General features: G+C 39.8%; 23 protein-coding genes. 13 read left to right on the top strand and 10 right to left on the bottom strand.

Translation table 11 applies throughout. The features are described from left to right. Positions 1-55 precede the first annotated feature (55 nt). The 5 genes from E2I05_RS08760 to E2I05_RS21995 all read right to left on the bottom strand — a co-directional run bounded on the left by E2I05_RS08760 (position 56) and on the right by E2I05_RS21995 (position 2,191). Complete coding sequence (locus E2I05_RS08760) at positions 56-847, bottom strand: crotonase/enoyl-CoA hydratase family protein (protein ID WP_121854456.1); 792 nt, start codon at positions 845-847, stop codon at positions 56-58. Between the two features lie 61 nt (positions 848-908). Beyond that, positions 909-1,319, bottom strand: coding sequence for a GFA family protein (locus tag E2I05_RS08755; protein ID WP_121854457.1), 411 nt, complete (start codon positions 1,317-1,319; stop codon positions 909-911). 10 nt (positions 1,320-1,329) lie between these two features. Continuing rightward, the gene (locus tag E2I05_RS08750) at positions 1,330-1,539 is read right to left on the bottom strand and encodes a hypothetical protein (RefSeq protein ID WP_121854458.1); all 210 of its coding nucleotides are present in this window, start codon (positions 1,537-1,539) and stop codon (positions 1,330-1,332) included. Positions 1,540-1,612: 73 nt separating this feature from the next. Then, entirely contained in the window at positions 1,613-1,939 is a 327-nt protein-coding gene (locus tag E2I05_RS08745) for a DUF2750 domain-containing protein (protein WP_243641119.1), read from the bottom strand. Positions 1,940-2,029: 90 nt separating this feature from the next. Continuing rightward, positions 2,030-2,191, bottom strand: a complete 162-nt coding sequence (locus tag E2I05_RS21995) for a hypothetical protein (protein ID WP_165905539.1) — start codon at positions 2,189-2,191, stop codon at positions 2,030-2,032. 248 nt (positions 2,192-2,439) lie between these two features. On the opposite strand from E2I05_RS21995, the gene E2I05_RS08740 reads away from it, so the two are divergent. The 12 genes from E2I05_RS08740 (at position 2,440) to E2I05_RS08685 (ending at position 13,360) form a co-directional block, all read left to right on the top strand. Next, positions 2,440-2,814 (top strand): TrbC/VirB2 family protein, encoded by a 375-nt coding sequence (locus E2I05_RS08740; RefSeq protein WP_243641117.1) that lies wholly within the window; start codon positions 2,440-2,442, stop codon positions 2,812-2,814. Between the two features lie 11 nt (positions 2,815-2,825). After that, complete coding sequence (locus tag E2I05_RS08735) at positions 2,826-3,158, top strand: VirB3 family type IV secretion system protein (protein WP_121854460.1); 333 nt, start codon at positions 2,826-2,828, stop codon at positions 3,156-3,158. Then, on the top strand, positions 3,155-4,363 hold the full coding sequence (locus E2I05_RS22295) for a VirB4 family type IV secretion/conjugal transfer ATPase (protein ID WP_207805307.1): 1,209 nt from the start codon (positions 3,155-3,157) through the stop codon (positions 4,361-4,363). The genes E2I05_RS08735 and E2I05_RS22295 overlap by 4 nt, the downstream gene beginning before the upstream one ends. Positions 4,364-4,413: 50 nt before the next feature. Then, entirely contained in the window at positions 4,414-5,607 is a 1,194-nt protein-coding gene (locus E2I05_RS22290; protein ID WP_207805308.1) for a TraG/VirB4 family ATPase, read from the top strand. Then, positions 5,541-6,266, top strand: a complete 726-nt coding sequence (locus E2I05_RS08725) for a type IV secretion system protein (RefSeq protein WP_133309572.1) — start codon at positions 5,541-5,543, stop codon at positions 6,264-6,266. Before E2I05_RS22290 ends, E2I05_RS08725 begins: the two co-directional genes overlap by 67 nt. Before the next feature lie 38 nt (positions 6,267-6,304). Further along, positions 6,305-6,553: an EexN family lipoprotein gene (locus tag E2I05_RS08720; RefSeq protein WP_121854462.1), complete on the top strand. Its 249-nt coding sequence runs from the start codon at positions 6,305-6,307 to the stop codon at positions 6,551-6,553. Positions 6,554-6,577: 24 nt separating this feature from the next. Continuing rightward, positions 6,578-7,591 (top strand): TrbL/VirB6 family protein, encoded by a 1,014-nt coding sequence (locus E2I05_RS08715; protein WP_121854463.1) that lies wholly within the window; start codon positions 6,578-6,580, stop codon positions 7,589-7,591. 156 nt (positions 7,592-7,747) lie between these two features. Beyond that, entirely contained in the window at positions 7,748-8,473 is a 726-nt protein-coding gene (locus E2I05_RS08710; RefSeq protein WP_243641118.1) for a VirB8 family type IV secretion system protein, read from the top strand. A gap of 1 nt (position 8,474) precedes the next feature. Next, positions 8,475-9,401: a P-type conjugative transfer protein VirB9 gene (gene virB9 / locus E2I05_RS08705; protein ID WP_179952738.1), complete on the top strand. Its 927-nt coding sequence runs from the start codon at positions 8,475-8,477 to the stop codon at positions 9,399-9,401. A gap of 215 nt (positions 9,402-9,616) precedes the next feature. After that, positions 9,617-10,615 carry an ArdC family protein gene (locus E2I05_RS08695; RefSeq protein WP_121854465.1) on the top strand — a complete coding sequence of 333 codons (999 nt, stop codon included), beginning with the start codon at positions 9,617-9,619 and terminating at the stop codon, positions 10,613-10,615. 385 nt (positions 10,616-11,000) lie between these two features. Then, positions 11,001-11,564 carry a topoisomerase DNA-binding C4 zinc finger domain-containing protein gene (locus E2I05_RS08690; protein WP_121854466.1) on the top strand — a complete coding sequence of 188 codons (564 nt, stop codon included), beginning with the start codon at positions 11,001-11,003 and terminating at the stop codon, positions 11,562-11,564. A 308-nt stretch (positions 11,565-11,872) separates the two neighbouring features. Further along, positions 11,873-13,360, top strand: coding sequence for a CCDC34 family protein (locus E2I05_RS08685; protein WP_121854468.1), 1,488 nt, complete (start codon positions 11,873-11,875; stop codon positions 13,358-13,360). Positions 13,361-13,503: 143 nt separating this feature from the next. Here E2I05_RS08685 and E2I05_RS08680 read toward each other — a convergent pair whose 3' ends face one another. Both E2I05_RS08680 and E2I05_RS22830 read right to left on the bottom strand, forming a co-directional pair. After that, positions 13,504-15,318 carry a type I restriction endonuclease subunit R, EcoR124 family gene (locus tag E2I05_RS08680; RefSeq protein WP_243641120.1) on the bottom strand — a complete coding sequence of 605 codons (1,815 nt, stop codon included), beginning with the start codon at positions 15,316-15,318 and terminating at the stop codon, positions 13,504-13,506. Between the two features lie 34 nt (positions 15,319-15,352). Then, on the bottom strand, positions 15,353-15,424 hold the full coding sequence (locus E2I05_RS22830) for a hypothetical protein (RefSeq protein WP_342354320.1): 72 nt from the start codon (positions 15,422-15,424) through the stop codon (positions 15,353-15,355). Between the two features lie 118 nt (positions 15,425-15,542). On the opposite strand from E2I05_RS22830, the gene E2I05_RS08675 reads away from it, so the two are divergent. Continuing rightward, positions 15,543-16,306, top strand: a protein-coding gene (locus E2I05_RS08675) for an IS1 family transposase (RefSeq protein WP_425325193.1) whose coding sequence is annotated in 2 segments (ribosomal slippage) — positions 15,543-15,810 and positions 15,810-16,306 — 765 coding nt in all. Because the reading frame shifts where the segments join, the coding sequence is not laid out codon by codon here. Between the two features lie 9 nt (positions 16,307-16,315). On the opposite strand, the gene E2I05_RS08670 is transcribed toward E2I05_RS08675, so the two are convergent. The 3 genes from E2I05_RS08670 to E2I05_RS08660 all read right to left on the bottom strand — a co-directional run bounded on the left by E2I05_RS08670 (position 16,316) and on the right by E2I05_RS08660 (position 18,536). Further along, complete coding sequence (locus E2I05_RS08670) at positions 16,316-16,582, bottom strand: hypothetical protein (protein WP_121853826.1); 267 nt, start codon at positions 16,580-16,582, stop codon at positions 16,316-16,318. A gap of 367 nt (positions 16,583-16,949) precedes the next feature. Continuing rightward, positions 16,950-17,996 carry an alkene reductase gene (locus E2I05_RS08665; RefSeq protein WP_121853825.1) on the bottom strand — a complete coding sequence of 349 codons (1,047 nt, stop codon included), beginning with the start codon at positions 17,994-17,996 and terminating at the stop codon, positions 16,950-16,952. A gap of 90 nt (positions 17,997-18,086) precedes the next feature. Then, the gene (locus E2I05_RS08660; RefSeq protein WP_121853824.1) at positions 18,087-18,536 is read right to left on the bottom strand and encodes a hypothetical protein; all 450 of its coding nucleotides are present in this window, start codon (positions 18,534-18,536) and stop codon (positions 18,087-18,089) included. Positions 18,537-18,621: the final 85 nt, after the last annotated feature.

Below are 18,621 nucleotides of genomic sequence, written 5' to 3'. Positions count from 1 at the left end.
AAAATGTATTCTGACAATCATCACTAACTTTTAACGTCTGTTTTGACTGTTTTTTCTACAGTTTATACTTGGCTTTGTCATCCCCCCTTTCTCGCTTTACAGTAATTCGCTGGTTCTTACCTACTAGAATTTTCAATTGATTCCAAGTTTCCTTAGCCAGCATTCTGCGAATATTTGAGCCCCAACTATTTTGATACATTTTTTTGATCGTTCGATTAGTATCAGGCGAACGTTCAATCAGCTTTTTCGCTAATTCTGATGCAGATTCAAGAGGTTTTTCAGATATTTCAGTAATGAGCCCTACTGATAATGCTGATCGTGCATCAATTGGTTCAGCAGTCATTGACAGTTTCATTGCCTGATCACATGACATGCATTCAGTTAAAGAGACTGTACCGCCCATATCAGGGATCAAGCCCCATCGAGCTTCCATTATTGAAAGAGAGCAGTCTGGTGAGGCTATTCTAAAATCTGCACCTAGCGCAATTTGCAGTCCTCCACCCCAGCACTTTCCATGTAATGCCATGATGACAGGTACATTTAATCGTCTCCAACCAACACTTACTCTTTGCGCTAAGTTGGCATTGCCAGGCATCCACTTCCAAAGTAATTTAATGGCACTTTTTCGGTCTGAAAGAACGGATTTAATGTCTAAACCGGAACAAAAGCTTTCACCCATACCTGAAACAATAACCACTCTAATACTTTTATTTTTACTGACCGTTTTGATAACATTATCTATCGCAGAAAACATATCCATATTTAGCGCATTATGTTTTTCAGCACGATTAAGCGTCACGAATGCTATGCCATCTTGAATTGATAAATCTACAATTTTATTAGTCATATATGCTTAAAGTGATTCTTTTGATTTTCATAGAAAGCCTAAAGTTCGATCATTAATTTGGTTACTTTGATCGACTTGGCTCTAATCCTTCGTATCGTGGCAACTGGTCATCAAGGTTATCCCAACAAGCTTTTGAAGTTACAAAATTATGGGAGAGCGGTCGTTCCATGATCGGAGAGTCTATGACACCTAATCTTATGCGAATTCTGGATACATCAGAATCATTAGAGCTAAAGATTGGAGATGCACAGTTCAAACAAAAATGCCGCTTCTTTCCAGGCCGTAATTCAAAAAAATTTATCTGGTTCTTACCTTGCACAAGGTTAAATTTATCAGCATTAACAAAACCATTGGTCGCGTAGGCTGTACCACTGGACTTACGGCATAAAGAACAATGACAGTGAATAATATCGGTTATTTCTGTATGAATTTCGAATTTCACATTACCGCAAAGACAACTTCCTTCGTACATATTTATTCCTCTAAGATAAATGCGCCTTGATCTCTGGCAGTATTTGATCAATTATTTCTTGTGATTTTTCTATGTTCAATTCAAACCATCCATCAGTACCCATAATTTCTAGTTCATTAATAACGATTACATCAGCAGTGGTTTCATTACGGACAATTCTGCCTGAAATTCTAAAAATACCAGCAGATGTATTAATTCGACTAATTACAAATGGATTCATTAAATTAACTCGTTACTTCTTTTAGTGAACCAAAACCAATCTATCATGGGAGTTAAGCGTTCAATGTGATCCATTATTCCCACACCGCACGCGCTTTATATTCAAGTTCAGCCTTTAACCCATCCACAATAACGCCCTCTCCTTCTGAGTTACTGAAAATTACAAATTTAACGCCATGTGAATTCATGTCGGGAATACACTCTGCAATAAAAACTTCCAAGCTTATTGATTGCGGAGTTGCTCCCATTTCAAGGTGCTCGTCGTAACAGCAGGTCTTTGCTAAATCAAGATGCGGCCATAATGGAAAAACTTCATCGCCATTCGCTTTATTGTAAATAATCCAATTATCGGCTCCAGAACTTAATCCCCAAACATTTTCAAAGTCAGCACAATAACGAATGAAAAATTCATATCTTTTAACGGTTGATAGTTGAAGTAATTTTTCTATTTTTTTGGGTGAATTCTCTTATTATCCATAACGTTGCGCCAATTATAAATTTGCCATTTTGTACAAGAAAAAAGCGAAACCACTAAAAAAGCAAATACCTACAATAACCATCATGGTTAGCGTTTTTGACTGTGACATTGACTCAGCAAGATCTATTGATGGTACTAGCCCTAACAAAACCAAAATGCTTTCTAAAATACCCATTCGAAACCTCCATGTAAAAATTCGAACTTATTATTTAACCTGACATTAACAGAAGTATTAAGGTAAGACCACTGTAAAATACGCTCGTTTGTATGGATAACTTATAGTTAAAACTTTCCTACATTCAACATATTTACACTCTCTTCAACATTTGAAATTATTTTTACTTTTAAGTATTTACAGTCTCTTGTCTTGGTGCAAGCATCCTGAAATCGACTTATTCAGCTTGATGCTATCAGGGATGTTAAGTGTCTTTATGCTCAACTCAGTTAAGAGATTGGAGTGCAAAGATAAAAGTAAACTCACGACTCAACATTCAATCAGCACAGTTTCCACAACCACCTTCTCGGGCGATGTTTGCCCGTCTTTTTTTACTGCTCATTTTGTTCTTTGTGCCTGAACTGGCGTTTGCTAACCCGATTACTGAAGGTGTGGATTGGGTGATGGACTTGCTCACCAATGGCATTGCTCGCAGTGCTGCAATTATCGGAATTGCAATCTTAGGCTATCTAGCCTGGTTCAGGAGAATTACTGGCGAGACCTGCGGCAAATACATTGCTGGCATCGTATTGGTGTTCGGTGGTGCAACCATTGTTGATCTCATTATCTCTGCAGTTTCTTGAGGATATTGACTATGAATAACCAAGATCCGTTATTTGTTGCGGCCACTCGTCCAGCGATGAAATGGGGCGTGACTTTAGATGGCATTATTGTCGCTGGCGGCTTAGTCGCTATGGTGATGATAGCCACTAAAAATCCGCTCACATTACTGCTTTATATTCCTGTTCACATTGGCATGTATAGCCTTTGCTTACGCGACCCAAGACAATTTCGACTCATTCAATTATGGCTTTCAACCAAAGCTAAATCGTTAGGTTGGCGTCATTTTGGTACAGCTACTGCCAGCCCATTTGCAAATACAAGAGCTAGTGAAAGAACCATTATAAAAAAGAGGAAACTCGCATGACAGCAGAGGCTGTAACTCATGAATGGCAGCGTGAAAATACGGTTGCTGAGTTCATTCCATTTCAAACTCATATTGATGAGCATACTGTGAATACTCACAATGGTGATTTACTGCAAGTCATAAAGCTTAAAGGTGTGCCACACGAAACCTTAGATGCAGAGCAAATCAATCTTTGGAAAGAGCAATTCAACTTGTTGCTGCGAAATATTAGCAGCCCTAACGCTTGCCTCTGGACTCATATTATTCGTCGTGAGCATAAAGTATTTCCGGAAGGGACGTTTGATTGTGAGTTTGACCGTAAGCTAAACGAAAAATACGCCAAAAAAGTCTGTCAAAGTCAGTTGATGGTGAATGAACTTTATCTAACGGTGGTGTATACCACTGGAGAAAACAATAAATTAAGCTGGTTGAGCCGAAGCGCTAAGCATACGCAATTAATCGACAAGCAAGTTAAAGCGCTTAAAGCGTTAGACAGTATTGTTGATACAGTTATGGCGTCACTAAGCGCTTATCAACCCAAGCGATTAGACATCTATTTTAAAAACGACCATTTCTATTCTGAAGTGCTGACTTTCTTGGATTATCTTGTTAATGGTGAATGGCAGCCTCGCATTATCCCCAAAGCCGACATTTCAAAAATCATTAGCCGAGTCAGGCCATTATTTGGCGGTGATACGTTTGCATTGAAAGGTATTACGCAAACCCGTTTTGGTGCATGTTTGGGGATTTCGGAATATCCAGAAAACACGGAAGCGGGTTTGCTTAATGCATTGTTATCAACTCCATTTGAATTAGTGCTAACTCAAAGCTTTCAGTTTTTATCCAAACCTGTAGCAACAGAATTATTGCTCCGGCAGCAAAACCGCTTGCAGAGCACAGGAGACCTAGCTCATTCACAGGTACATGCCATTGGTGATGGTCTTGATGACTTAACATCAGGTCGCATTGTGTATGGTGAACATCATTTAGTGTTAACGGTTATGGCAAGCTCATTATCGCAACTCGACCAAAACCTTTCATCATTAAAGTCAGAGTTAGCAGACAGCGCGATTATTCCTATTCGTGAAGACTGGGCAATGGCGGCCGCCTTTTGGTCGCAACTGCCATCAAACAGCAGATACAGGCCAAGACCTTCACCAATATCATCGCGTAACTTTGCAGGGTTTTGCAGCTTACACAATTATCCATCCGGCCAAAACGAATAACGCTAAAAGCTCACCAGCAGAGCAACTCACCCAAAGTGTTGTGTGACCATGTGGCAAGTAATGCCTCCAATAAGGATGTCCCGCTTAAGGACGAGCATCGCGCTTTGGGGAATACTTTGATAATTGGTGCATCAGGCTCAGGTAAAACCGTGCTGCAAGGGTTTCTAATTTCACAGAGTAAAAAATACGCTCCAACACAAATCGTGTTTGATAAAGACAGAGGGTTAGAGATATACGTTCGAGCTTGTGCTGGATTGTATCTGCCATTGCAAATGGGCAAACCTACAGGCTTTAATCCATTTCATATCGAGAACACACCAGAAAATCGTTTGTTTTTAACGGCATTAATTACAAAACTTTGTGATGGTGAACTCAAACATAATCAGCAGCAAGAACTCGCTGCTGCAGTAAACGGCGTCATGAGTTTAGAAAGACCATTTAGACGCTTAAGCCGCTGCTTGGAGTTTCTCGATCCGGTTGAAAGTGATGGCTGCCATGCTCGATTACAAAAGTGGTGCGATGGAGGCGAATTAGCATGGATACTTGATAACAAAATCGACCAACTGGATGTCAGCAATCAAAAACTGATGGCTTTCGATGTGACTGATTTTTTAGACTGCGAAGAAGTTAGAACGCCCATTGTCATGTATTTGTTTCATCGCATCGAAAAGTTGATTGATGGAAGACGTCTGCAAATCATCATGGATGAATTTTGGAAACTACTGGCTGATGAGTTTTTTGAAGATTTAGCCCAAAACAAACAAAAAGTCATTCGAAAACAAAATGGCATTATGGTGTATGCCACCCAGTCAGCGAAAGATGTACTCAACTCTCCAATTGCTCACACCTTAATTGAGCAATGCGCCACTTTCATTTTGATGCCCAATCCTAAAGCCAAACGTGAAGATTACATTGATGGCTTAAACCTCACCGAACGAGAATTTGAAATCATTAACACTGAATTACAACCTAACTCACGACAATTTATCGTTAAACAAGGTCATGAAAGCTTAGTAACAGGGCTGGATTTAAGCGGCTTTGACGATGAGCTTGCGGTGATTTCAGGCACTACCGACAAAGTAAAACTGGTGCATGATTTGGTCGAGGAAGTCGGCAGCAATCCAGAGGACTGGTTGCCGCTTTACTATGATGCCTTGGCAGATAAGCGAGGTGGGAAATGCAGAGTCAGCTTATATCCGTCACTCCAGCATGTTTTAAGCTGGAGTCTAGCGGCTTTGTTTTAACTAGAAAAAAGGCACTGGATACCAACTTTCGTTGGTATGACAGACTAAAACGATTGATGATCATCATGCTCTTTGTGCCACTCAGTAGTCATGCATTTCCAGTGATTGATGTGGCCAATTTGCAGCAGAACATCGTGCAAGTGAAACATCTACTCACTGAAATCGATACGCTAAAACGTCAACTTGATACGGCCAATCGACAACTGAGCAGTATTAACGGTGTTCGCCATATGTCTGGCGCCATTGACTCTGTTTATGACATTAGCGTCAAAGTCGACCCAAACCTCACGCTTAAACAGCAAGGGCTGCACAACAGCCAAACACTCAAACTCGGCGGCGATATTGCTGGACTCTTCGATGATGTAAATCACTATCGTGGCCGCTGGTTTGGCCAAACTCAAGTATCACTTCAGCAGACTAAATCCAGATATAACGACCTAATGGGACTCATTCGCCGCATCGATAATGCTCCACAGCAAAAAGACATTCAAGACTTACAAGCTCGCATTGATGCTGAAGGCGTCATGTTGGCTAACGAACAAGCCAAGTTACAACTGTTAAGTGCGCAAGCCAAGGCCAGTGAAGCATTATCGAAGCAGCGGATCACCCAAATGGCGGTGGAATCAGCTGGAGAATTGCAACCTATTAATTGGAAGTAGAACTTACCAAGGACGGATATTGATAAGTAGAGGTATTCATGAAAATTCAATATCTAACCATAATCGCGTTCAGCTCATTAGCGTTAACCGCGTGCTTTGACAAAGCATCCACTGAATCAGTCCATACTGTCAGCTGGTTTCTAAAACACAATCAAGAACTCGATGGCACCCTACAAATGTGTAGCAATAATCCAGCCAAATACCACAAACAACCTAACTGTATTAACGCCTTGCGTGCAGCAAACCAGCGAAGTGCTGGTGAGCTGCATCCGATTGATTGGCATTAAGGCTAATAAAGAAGGATTAGCGCTATGGCTGCCACCAGTAATCTTTACCAAAGCATCTTCCACATGGTTGATAAATCGTTGAACAACTATGTTCAGCAAGGCTCTGCGCGGATGATTGAATTTCTGGTACCCGTATTTACTAGCATGATGATTATCTGGGTTGCCATTTGGGGCTATTCATTAATATTTGGTCGCAGTGAACAGCCATTGCAAGAAGGCTATTATCGGATACTACGGATAGGCTTTATTTTAACCCTTGGTTTAACTGTCGGCCGTTACAATCAGACCGTCGTCCGATTTTTAAGTGAAACACCACAACTGCTCGCCTCTGTGATTTCAGGCGGTCATTCTCAAGACGCAGCGACACTGTTAGATCATCTATTCAGTCAAATTTTTACCCTTGCAGATAATGCTTGGCGACAAGGTGGCGTGATGGATGGCAACTTTGGTATGTATTTCCTTGCTATCGCAGTGTTGCTGATTGGCAGTTGTCTCACACTCATCGTCGCGTTCTTCATTTTACTGAGTAAAGTCATGGTCAGCATTCTTCTGGCCATCGGTCCGGCTTTCTTTGTGCTTTTGCTGTTTCAGGCTACACAACGATTCTTTGAAAGCTGGCTTGGCATGGTGCTCAACTTTGGTTTTATCCTTTTACTTGGTGTTGCTTCTGGTCAGCTAATGACTTCGGTTGCAACCAGTTATCTTGAGCAAATCGCTCATAACCATTCCACCATCAGCACCTTAAGTGACAGCTCGATGCTGTGTATCGTGTTGGCGCTCTGCATTCTTGTGATGAAACAAATACCCGCCATGGCCTCAGCGCTCGGTGGTGGCGTAGCCATTGCCGCCAATGGCGCAATTGCCAGCAGTTTGCATTCAATGCGACCAACAACACTACGCAACCAATATCGTAATGTTCGCCGTGATATGAACTATGCAGGTCAAGCATTAGCCAGTCCATTGAGACCTGTTGGTGCGAGCTATCACGCTTATCAAAAACGATTTGGTGGTAACACTATCTCAGGAAGGTCGGAATGATGAAAAAGAACTTGTTGAAACTGATTACTAGCTTACTGCTTGTTCTTAATCTAAGTCACTGTAGCAGTGTACCTAAACCGCCACATTGTAAAGATAACGGCAGAGGTTTGAATTCTGTAAATCACTCATCTGTTGCAACAAAAAATGAGAATAAGCATGACTGACGCGCTCACTCAAAAACAACTCGCAGATCAATACTTCGCTGAAGCCAGAGGCTGGGATGCGGATATCAGTCTGCGCATCAAACAATCTGAAAAGCGTGCTTGGCGTTGCTGCATCTTGTTCACGCTTATCGCGGTGCTGCAAGGCATTGGTTTAGTGTGTTTGCTGCCACTAAAAACCATTGAGCCCTTCGTAGTTCGAGTGGATAACAATACTGGCTTAGTTGATGTGATATCGACATTGGCCAGTCATGGTGAAATCAAGCTGCAAGCTCAAGAGTTGATGGATAAATATTGGCTAGGACAATATCTGCGTCATCGAGAAAGTTATCAATGGGAAACGCGCAGTTATGATCGAACATTAGTCGGCTTAATGTCGGCCGAGCTTATTCAACAAGACTACGCCTTATTAACTGATCCTAAGTCAAACTCAAAAGCGCCAGTGAATGAATTCGGCCAGAATGCTCAAGTAAACATTCATATTAATGCCATCAGCTTTATTGCTCATGATGATGTCAATGGCGAAAAGCGAACCACAGCACTTGTACGATACAACAAACAGATCAAGCGAATTGGTGAAAACCATCCTCTCACACATTGGGTCGCCACCATCACTTTTGTTTATCGAAATTCGCCAATGAAGCTGGAAGACAGAAGACTAAATCCACTCGGTTTTCAGGTGGTGAGTTACCGTAATGATCAAGCTACTGGAGGTGATTGATATGAATTTTTTTTTCAGCAGTCATCATCAACTTCGTCACTCTCGCGAATGCGGGAGTCTAGTGCCTTTGTTTTCACTTGATAAAGTAAGACGCTGGATACCTGCCTTCGCAGGTATGACGATGTTTGTGCTGATTAGTCAAAATACCTTTGCATTAGAAACACCGCATGGTGGTCACTTCGATAGCCGTGTTAAACACATCAATTACAACCAGCAACAAGTGGTTAAGTTGATTGGTCATTATGGCTTTTCCACTGACATTGCCTTTGATGCTACAGAATCAATCAAACAAATCGCTATGGGGGATGCTGATGCGTGGTCAGTAACGCCAGTCGATAATCACATCTTCATCAAACCCAAAGCTGAACTAGCCATTACCAACATGACGGTACTGACCAGCAAACATGTTTACAACTTCGAATTATCGGCGCATTGGTCTAAAAACGGTGCTCACCCACATCCTAACGACATGATGTTTGCGGTGCAGTTTCAATATCCTAATGGAAACAAACAGCAGCAGTTGCTTAAAGAAGAAAAGCAGCAATTACAAAAACAACTAAGTTCAACCGCAAAACCTCAAGTCAAAAATCAAAATTATTTCTACAAAGGCGATGAATCTATTTTGCCGATGCAAGCCTTTGATGATGGCCGTTTTACCTACCTTACATTTAGCCAAAAACAAGATTTACCAACAGTGTATACCGTCGCGACTGATAACAGTGAAAGCATAGTGAACTCGCACATCAATCCGCACTTCCCAAACACCCTTGTTGTTCAGCGAGTGGTTAAGCAGCTTGTGTTACGCCGAGGCAATACCGTCTTGTGTTTATTCAATAAAGGCTTTGCCACTGAAACTGCAGCGAAATATCAAACCACCGTCATTCCGAAAATAAAACGCAAGTTAAAGGGAGGTAAGCATGGAGCCTAATCACTCAGCTGATAATCAAAATATTCAACCAGATGAAGAGCTGATTAATACTCAATCTAAACATCCCTGGCAATATCGTTGAACTAACAGCTAAAGAAGCTGAAGAACTTGGCGCATTTGAAGAAGATGCACTGACAGAAGACGAAGCATTACCCGCCAATGAATTAGAAGTTGAGGCTGAGTCAGTTTCTGCAACTAAAGATGAGGATTAAGCTATGCCTGAACACTCTAAAAAGCCGCCTTATCATGAGCAAATCGCCAATAAACTCATCGAGCAGTTAAAAGCTGGCACAGCACCATGGCAAGTGCCTTGGGAATCAGGCGTACCAAGGTTACCTCACAATCCATTCAGTGGCACACGCTATAAAGGTTCAAATTCCCTTTGGTTAGCAATGCAAAATCGAGATGATCCAAGATGGATGACCTATAAACAAGCTAACTCAATAGATGCTCAAGTCAGAAAAGGTCAACACGGCACTATTGTACAATATTGGAAAACATCTGAGTTTGTCGACAAGACTGACAATAACGGTATTAAAATTCTAGGTGCCGATGGAAAGCCGATTAAACAACATGTAAAGCTCGATAAACCCAGAGTATTTTCTGCTGTCGTATTTAACGCTGAACAAGTCGATGGGTTGCCAGAGCTCGAAGTGAAAACACATCCAGAATGGCTAAGACACGAACGAGCTGAAAAGATCTTAACAAACTCAGGCGTGCTGATTCATCACGACCAATACAACAACGCTTATTACTGCCCTGCCACAGATGACATACATTTACCCGCCAGAAACCAGTTCGCAACTGACGATAAATATTACGCCACTGTACTTCACGAACTTGGCCACAGCACAGGACACCTAAACAGACTTAACCGAGATATGACAGGTCGCTTCGGTGATGAATCATACGCCAAAGAAGAATTACGAGCAGAAATCGGCTCACTCATGCTCGGCGACGAACTTCAAATCGGTCACGACTTTGGCCAACATGCCGCCTATGTCGATCACTGGATTAAGGTGCTGCAAGATGATCCTAAAGAGATTTTAAGGGCATCAAGAGATGCAGAAAAGATTAACAAATTCGTATTGGAATATGAGTATCAAAATCAAACAGTCCAGCCCAAAGTTCAAACTTCAACTGATGAAAGCAGCAGTATCCAAACATCGAAGCAACTCATTTCACAACCGCAAGCTCAAGCAGAGCATGATTGACATAAACCCTAAGCAAAAGGGTTATTAATGCGAAAGAAACTTATCCGAAATGTAGAAATTACCGATCCAACTACGCTAGAAGATCTGGTATATATAATGGCAAATAACATCGAACATTCATTTTTGTAAGCTGGTGCTGAGCCTTGTAAAGATTACACAATGCTAGATTGTTTCAAACTAGAAATGCCATTCGCCCTAGAAGCATATAAGAAATGCTAAAACTCGACGTTTGCCGCTGGTTGGAACTATGAATGATGCCGATTATTCGAGACTAAATCAGACAAACTCTAAAGTTGATTTCTTCATCAATGTGGTGATAAGTTAATTTATTGATATAACAGATATAAACTAACTTTTGTCCGTTTAATATAAATGGAGTCGCCATATGGATGTGGATAAGACAGTAGCAGAGCTCAAGCAGCTCACTCAAACAGAGTTAAATGAAAGTAACATCGTTAAAAATGGCAATGTGCTGCTTACTCAATTACGAAAACACTGGCACGTCGCCAAAGATGATTTTTCTTCTGAAATAATATTGGATTTAAAGAATCTCGGTCAGTTAATTTCAAATGTCGATACTTTTATTGAAGAACTCGATGAATTCCCATACCTGCAAACGCAAGAGGACGTAGACGAAACAATCTCTAATTTATATAACGTTGTCGAACAAACCGAAGGGCTTGCTGTGTCTAAGCGGGTATTAAAAGAAATAAGAGAATTATCGACTAAGCGAAAAGAACTACCCAGCGCAAAAGAAAAACATGTCAGCCATGTTGCTGCATCAGCAATAAGTACATTAAGTGCGCAAACACCAGATTGTAGAAAATGCGGAAGTAAAATGCGTCTAAGAGATGGTCGAGGGTACTATTTCTGGGGATGCTCAACATTCCCTACATGTTGGAGTCGAAAATATCTCAAGAAAGAAGAATTAGCATTATTTGAACGGTAATTATTTTAATTTATTTAAAAGGAAATAAAAATGCAAGGAAAGCTATTATCTATACTAAATGGAATTTACTCGCTACTAGGTATAATTATCTGTGCAATAGCAACATTAAGCGTATCTGCAGAGACTAATACAACCCTTTTGAAGTTCCAAGAACTGCTTCATTTACTTACTGATAATTCATGGCTTTTATATTTACTAACAATTGGACTGCTTATTCAATGTGCTCTTTCATTTTCGTTGGCCTTACTCTCACTTAAGAAATAAAAACATAAATTATTTAATTTTCTGAATTTTTAACGGAGATAAAAATGAGACTAATTTTAGTGAATTTTGTTTTAATTTTGAGCATTAACTTAACAGGATGCTTATCTACACCAACAATCGACAATGGAACAAACATAGAAGTACCAATACCACAATCATTAAATGATAGCGCTCTTTATCTTAGCGATGCCGAAATCCAAAAATACGGAAACGATTGGTATGTACTGTACAATAATTGGATATATCCAAATACAGATCCTCACAGGAAATCATCACTAAGATTCCCTGATGGCAAAATATCTGCTCTTAAAGGACAACAAGCTCTGATTAATGGTTACGAACGATTTTGTCGTACATATGGTGGCGAAATAATAAACTCAAATTCTCAAACACATACAATAATGAATTGCAAGTCAACAAACAAAGCCACCACTGGACGTCTAAAGGTTAGTAGAATATTTAAAAACCCTCCTAATAGAGTTTTTTCGCCGGGAGCTGAATATTGGTCTCTCGGGGTAAGATATTTTTCAAATCAACATAATGTGCAAAACGGGAGAACTGATGACAGCTTCGAGTCAAGAAAGACACAAAAAGTGACTGGAGTTATCGAATTAGAAAATGGAGAAAAATATAACTTTTTAAACTTTGGCACATTAGAAGATAATCTCGTTTTAGAACTCGAATTTGGAGGTGCATTCAATTCAATCCATTATCCAATTCAAGATGTCGCATATCTGGACTTCTACCCAGAAGCTAGCGGTTCTAATATTGGTGTGTTACTCATAGATGGACGTTATAGAATGTTAAACTCCGTTTCTGTCAGGCACAGAGAGTCCTTAAATGTATCCTCTACGTTTGGTATCAACGGCCTTAACATTGTTGTTAACAAAAATGGCCAACATGAAGTCATGAACTTTAGAAACCTGAATGGTATTAAACGAATTTATATCGGAGACGATTCTATAAAGAATTCAGTTAAATTGCTTGAAATGCAACGTAAACATAAAAAGATTCTTGATCCTTTGATAAAAAAACGTCAAATAGCTATTGCCAAAGGCAAGAAAAGAAGAGAAGAAAATATGAAGCGCGAAATAGAAGAAAAAAAGCGCTTGGTCTTAGCTAAACAATTGCTACAAAAAAAACTTGCTTCGGTTGACGTAAAAAGAAAACGAGTAGCAGAACAATTTGGTAAAGGTTCCCAAGTTTGTCATGCAGGAACCGTAAAATATCGAGTTTGTTCAAATGCCAATTTTTCTAACTCTTGTCGTGATAATCAAACTACGGGAAGTGTTTACGGTTATATAGTCAATAAATTTGAAAATGGATTTATAGAAATGAGGGTAAGCGGATTAGCAAATATTCCAGATCAAGATAGAGAGCTATACAATCGTTTTGGTGTTGGGAAAATGTATCTAGACTCTTTGTCTACTGAACCTGGGGTAATAATCAGAGTAGACTCATTAAAAGTAGAATCTTGCTTTATCACAGATAATCCTATTTTAAAGCTTATGAACCAAGCTAACTTTCAATAGTCACAAATTGATACCCTGCTGCGTGCGGCAGGGTATCTTATTTGTATTCAAAGTGGATAAAACTGTCTTCCTTTAATCATGAATTGAAGCGTCAGATATAGCCGAATGAATACATTTAAGTGTATTAGCTGTAGTAGCTCAGACTAGATCTTCCCACCGACACCTTTAAACTTCTCGACAAACACAGATATCTTCTGAAAAACACTGTGCTTTTTCGTTTTATACTGCGGATTAAGCGGGCTCATCTTCGGTAAAGCTGAATTCAGCTCAGTACCGTTTTCACTGGCATATTCACGTTTTAGTGATACAGCAATATAGCGTTTAGCCGCTTCTTCATTTAATTGTTCAGAATCAATAATGTCATCAGCTTCACGTTTTTGCTCGGCTTGTGCGAACTTGTAAAACGCATCGATAATACTGGCTATATCATCAAACTCATCCAAATTTGTTTGATTGATAAAATCAACAATCAAGCTTTCTTTTGCGCGGTTTCCAAGGCTACTTCTGATCAGGCGACGTATTTCTTCAACTAAGTCTTCTTTGCTTTTCTTCTTCTTGTTGTTAACGAAAATCAACTCAAGAATGTAATCCAAATTAATCTCTTGCGATTTAAGTAAATCGACCTCAAAAACGATGTCATCCCAGTCGACTTCTGGCTCATTTTTGCCCTTACCCTTACCCTTGCCTTTGTCATCACCATTGCCTTCTTTCTGACGGCGTAACCATTCACGGGTGTCATTATAAGTGGAACGATAATCTTGAATAGCTCGTTCACTTGGCATTTCAACTTGTTGCATTTCTGCAATATCATCATCGCTCAAATAGTATTTAGCTTTGAATTCTTCAACGGCTTTTTCATCATCCGTATCAAGATCTTTTGAAGCTTTTAGCGCAGAGAACTCATCATAGTTCTGTAGAATGTTTTCCGCTCTCAGGTATTCACCAAACAACTTGGCAAAGTCCTTCTTGTCTTGTTCTTTAACAATTTCTTCAGGGTTAGGGAAACGTTCCTGCAGCTCATTAACAATATCAACAAAACCACGACGAGCTTTATTCGCTTCCTTATCGTTAAAGCCTTCCATGTATTCTTTGTAGCTTTTTTCCAGCACTACGTTTTTGGTATTTTTATCACCAAAAAGTGTGATGGAGTCAATGGTGGCTTGCTCTAAATCTCGGAAAGTAACAATGTTGCCAAAGGTTTTGGTGGCGTCATAAATACGGTTTGTACGTGAGTAAGCTTGCATTAATCCGTGATAACGTAAGTTCTTATCAACAAATAACGTATTAAGTGTTGGTGCATCAAACCCCGTTAAAAACATTCCAACAACAATAAGCAAATCGATGTCTTGCTTTTTCACTCGCTGAGCAAGATCACGGTAATAGTTCTGAAAACCATTGCTGTCCACACCAAAGTTCGTTTTGAACATACCGTTATAATCAGCAATAGCCTTATTCAAGAACTCTTTTGCCGAACTGTTCATCGCAGAGACTTCAAAGCTTTCATCTTCAATATCACCAATGGCATCTTGCTCTTCATTGGCTGCAAAAGAGAAGATAGTGGCAATTCTTAATGGTTTTTTAGCATCTGTTTGCAAGTTCGAGAACGTTTCATAATAAGCTTTAGCGGCATCCACACTACTTACCGCAAACATAGCATTAAAGCCTTTAGCTCCCATGAAAGCACGATGCGTCTTTTGATTAAAGTTATCTAAAATATACTGAGATATCCCACGAATTCGTTCAGGATTCAAAAACGCTTTTTTAATCTCAGCCGCCTTCAGTTTCTTTTCGTCTTGTTCGGTTTCAATGTTTTTAAACTTAGGGCGAACATCGTTATAGTCCACCTTAAACTTAAGTACTTTTTCATCACGAATTGCATCGGTGATCACATAAGTGTGAAGCTGTTGGCCAAATACCGTTCCCGTTGTCTCTGCACCAAGCGCATTGTCAGGGAAAATTGGCGTGCCCGTAAAACCAAATTGATAATACTTTTTAAACTTTTTTTGTTAGGTTCTTTTGCGCTTCACCAAACTGGCTGCGGTGACATTCATCAAAAATGAACACCACTTGCTTATTGTAGATAGGCAGATGGCTTTCGCTCTTAATCAAGTTGGTAGTGGGCTGAAGCAGTGAATTGATCTATCATGGTTTCACTCTAGTTTCATTTATTTTAGAGAATATCATGCGTCACTCTGTAGATGTTCAATGCCCTCACTGTCAAAGTACTTCAATATCAAAAGCAGGAAAAAGCCCAAAGGGGCAGCAAAGATATTTATGTACCAACTCTGAGTGCCCGAAAAAAACATTCTTACTTCATTATGTTAAGCGTGCTTGGGAAGATGGAGTAAAAGAAACAGCCATTGACATGGTACTTAATGGTAGCGGAATAAGGGATACAGGTAGAGTGTTAAATATACACAAGAATACAGTGATAAACGCCATTAAAAAAAAGAAAAGAGCATTGTCCACGTAAATCCTAATTACACTCAAAGAGATAGCAACTCAAACATTGAAATCGATATAGAGTTGGTCTGCGAAGAAGCAGAGATCGATGAGCAATGGTCATTTGTAGGTAAAAAGGTTAACCAGAGGTGGCTATGGCATGCCATAGACCATAGTACGAATACAGTTGTAGCTTATGTCTTGGGGAAAAGAACAGACGAGGCTTTCAAAGAGTTACAGACATTGCTCGAGCCACTAGGCATAAAGAAATATTATACCGATGACTGGGGTGCGTATAAGCGAAATTTGCCACCAGAACAGCATGAAGTAGGAAAAACTAATACCCAAAAGATTGAGAGGAAAAAACTCAATTTTAGAACTTGGATTAAAAGATTAGCACGAAGAACGATTTGTTTTTCAAAGTTAGAAAGTATGCACGATACGGTAATAGGTTTGTTAATCAATCGAGTAGAATTTGGGATTGATATTCATGCCTACCACTAAATTAGCCCACTACCCTCTTATCCAATTACTTTGTGAAAGGTAGCCTTCTGATTTGGCTTGGTGACAGATACGTTTTAATAATGTATTGGTGAACCGAATAGTCACATGATCAGTTTTAACTTCTTTAAAGTCGTCATCGCAACCTGCATCTGGCGTCACTTTATTGATCATCATACGCAGCATATTCGATTGGCTTATTCCGCAGTCATCGCAAAACTGTTGCCTGTTTTGTTTCTCCGAATCACTCAGCAAAGTCTTTACGGTATTTCTATTCATGCCCTACTCCCAATATCAGTTACCGAAGATCAATTTAGTGTTATTTCATTTTTTGGATGAGAGCGCCATAGCTAAAATGGGGGAAATCAGTTGAATGGGGAAATATATTGTGAAATGTTTATCTTTGGGACTAAACGTAAACAAAAGCAGTACTAAACGCAGATGAAATTAGCACTAAACGCAGTCACTTTGCGAATCCTGCACTAGCCAAAAAAATCCAAATTTTAGATTTTAGCCCTCGTTTTTTCGAATTGGCTTTTTTACGAGATAAGCATCCATAAATAGCAAAAAAGAGTCTACTTAAAGCAAATTTCAGTGACCATGAGCATCGCAATATTCAGCGTCGAAATTGAACAGGAATTTGCATTTATTCTAATGTTTCTAACATCTGTTTATTGTACTCAATCCATTTTTGTTCTGTTTGAATTAATGTAATCAAATTAGGATTAGCTAGAAATGGTCGACCAAAAGCAACGAGGTTATTACAATTTTCATCGCAAAATTCTAAAGCTGTCGAAATATCGTAACCACCTGAAGCAATGACATTGGCTTTGTAATGCTTTCGAATAAACCCTGTCATCGTCATCCCATCTAACTCAGTAAAAACCACTGAATCATCAAAATTTCCAGTGTGGACATAACATAATGCCATCGCGTTAAGCTCGCCTAATAAGTGAGCAAAAACAAATTTATCATCTGGATGTGCCTCAATTTCAGCCATGTGACCTGCAGGTGAAAGCCTCAACCCTACCCTATCAAAGCCAATTTGTTCACCACACTCCTTTACAACATCAAGGCAGAATTTCGCCATCTTTTGATGTGAACCACCGTATGAATCAGTTCTCTTGTTGGTGCAGTGATGAAGGAATTGATCTACAAGGTAGCCGTTTGCACCATGTATCTCTACCCCATCAAAACCTGCTTTACGCGCGTTAACCGCTGCACGGCCGTAATCTTTTATGAGGGCTGTAATTTCAGTTAAGGTCGCCGCCCTAGATGCTTCACATTGAAAGCCACTGTTGCCTAATTCTGTAGTCATCACCGTTTCTGATGATGAAATAGGAAGTTTCCCGTTATGAAAATGAGAGTGCGAAACTCGTCCACAATGCCATATTTGTAGAAATATTTTTCCACCTTTATCGTGAACGGCTTTCGTCACTTTTTCCCATGCTGTAATTTGGTTTTCTGTGTAAATACCAGGTATGTTGCCGTAACCGATAGCGTCTTCAGAGATTAGCGTACCTTCGGTAACAATTAATCCTGCATCACTTCTTTTTGAATAGTAGTTGATAGCTTGCTCTACGGGGCAACCATTTTTATCAGAAAACCTTCTAGTCATTGGCGCCATGACAACTCGGTTTTGCAATTCGATTGACGAGGAAAGTTCTATTGGTGCAAGAAGTGACTTAGGCATAAGGTGTCTACTTATAAAGAATGAGTGAGTATTAGAATAGATTACCGCTGTACAAGTCTTGAATAGTTCATGAATATCATAAACATCATACTATTCATTTAAATGTGACCTCTTTAATTCTTTTTTAACTTTTCGGTGCCCTGCAAAAAATATTACCCCACTGACCAACCAAATAATCCCAACGATTAACCCATCCAAGGGCATCAACTCAGGTTTTCGCAGCCAAAGTTGGAGCGGCAAAATACCACGAATAATACACAATACTGAGATGGTAATAACAGCAGCGTTAAGGAATGGTAAATTTGTGATAACTCGTGCAGAAGAAAGCGCATACAAACCAACAATAAAAAACATGAACGACACGATGATTGTGGCAACAGGCGCTACTAATGTGCCGGCTTTCGCCGATTCAATTAGTATTTGAGGCGCCATTTGTGCCGAATAACACTGCTCGCCTAAATAAATGCAAGACATATGAGCGATGACAACACCAAAAGCGAGGAAAGCAACGAAAAATAGTAATGGTTTTCCATAGTTCATATTGGTGAGAGTTCCCTGCAACACTAAATTTTTCCCTAATATGACAATAAGCTACACGTCATAACTGCGCTGACAAAATTTAATT

This window comes from Parashewanella spongiae (assembly GCF_004358345.1).
GTDB classification, from domain to species: Bacteria; Pseudomonadota; Gammaproteobacteria; order Enterobacterales; family Shewanellaceae; genus Parashewanella; species Parashewanella spongiae.
Note: the sequence above shows the minus strand (reverse complement) of the source record. Positions and strands in the feature narration are given on the sequence as shown.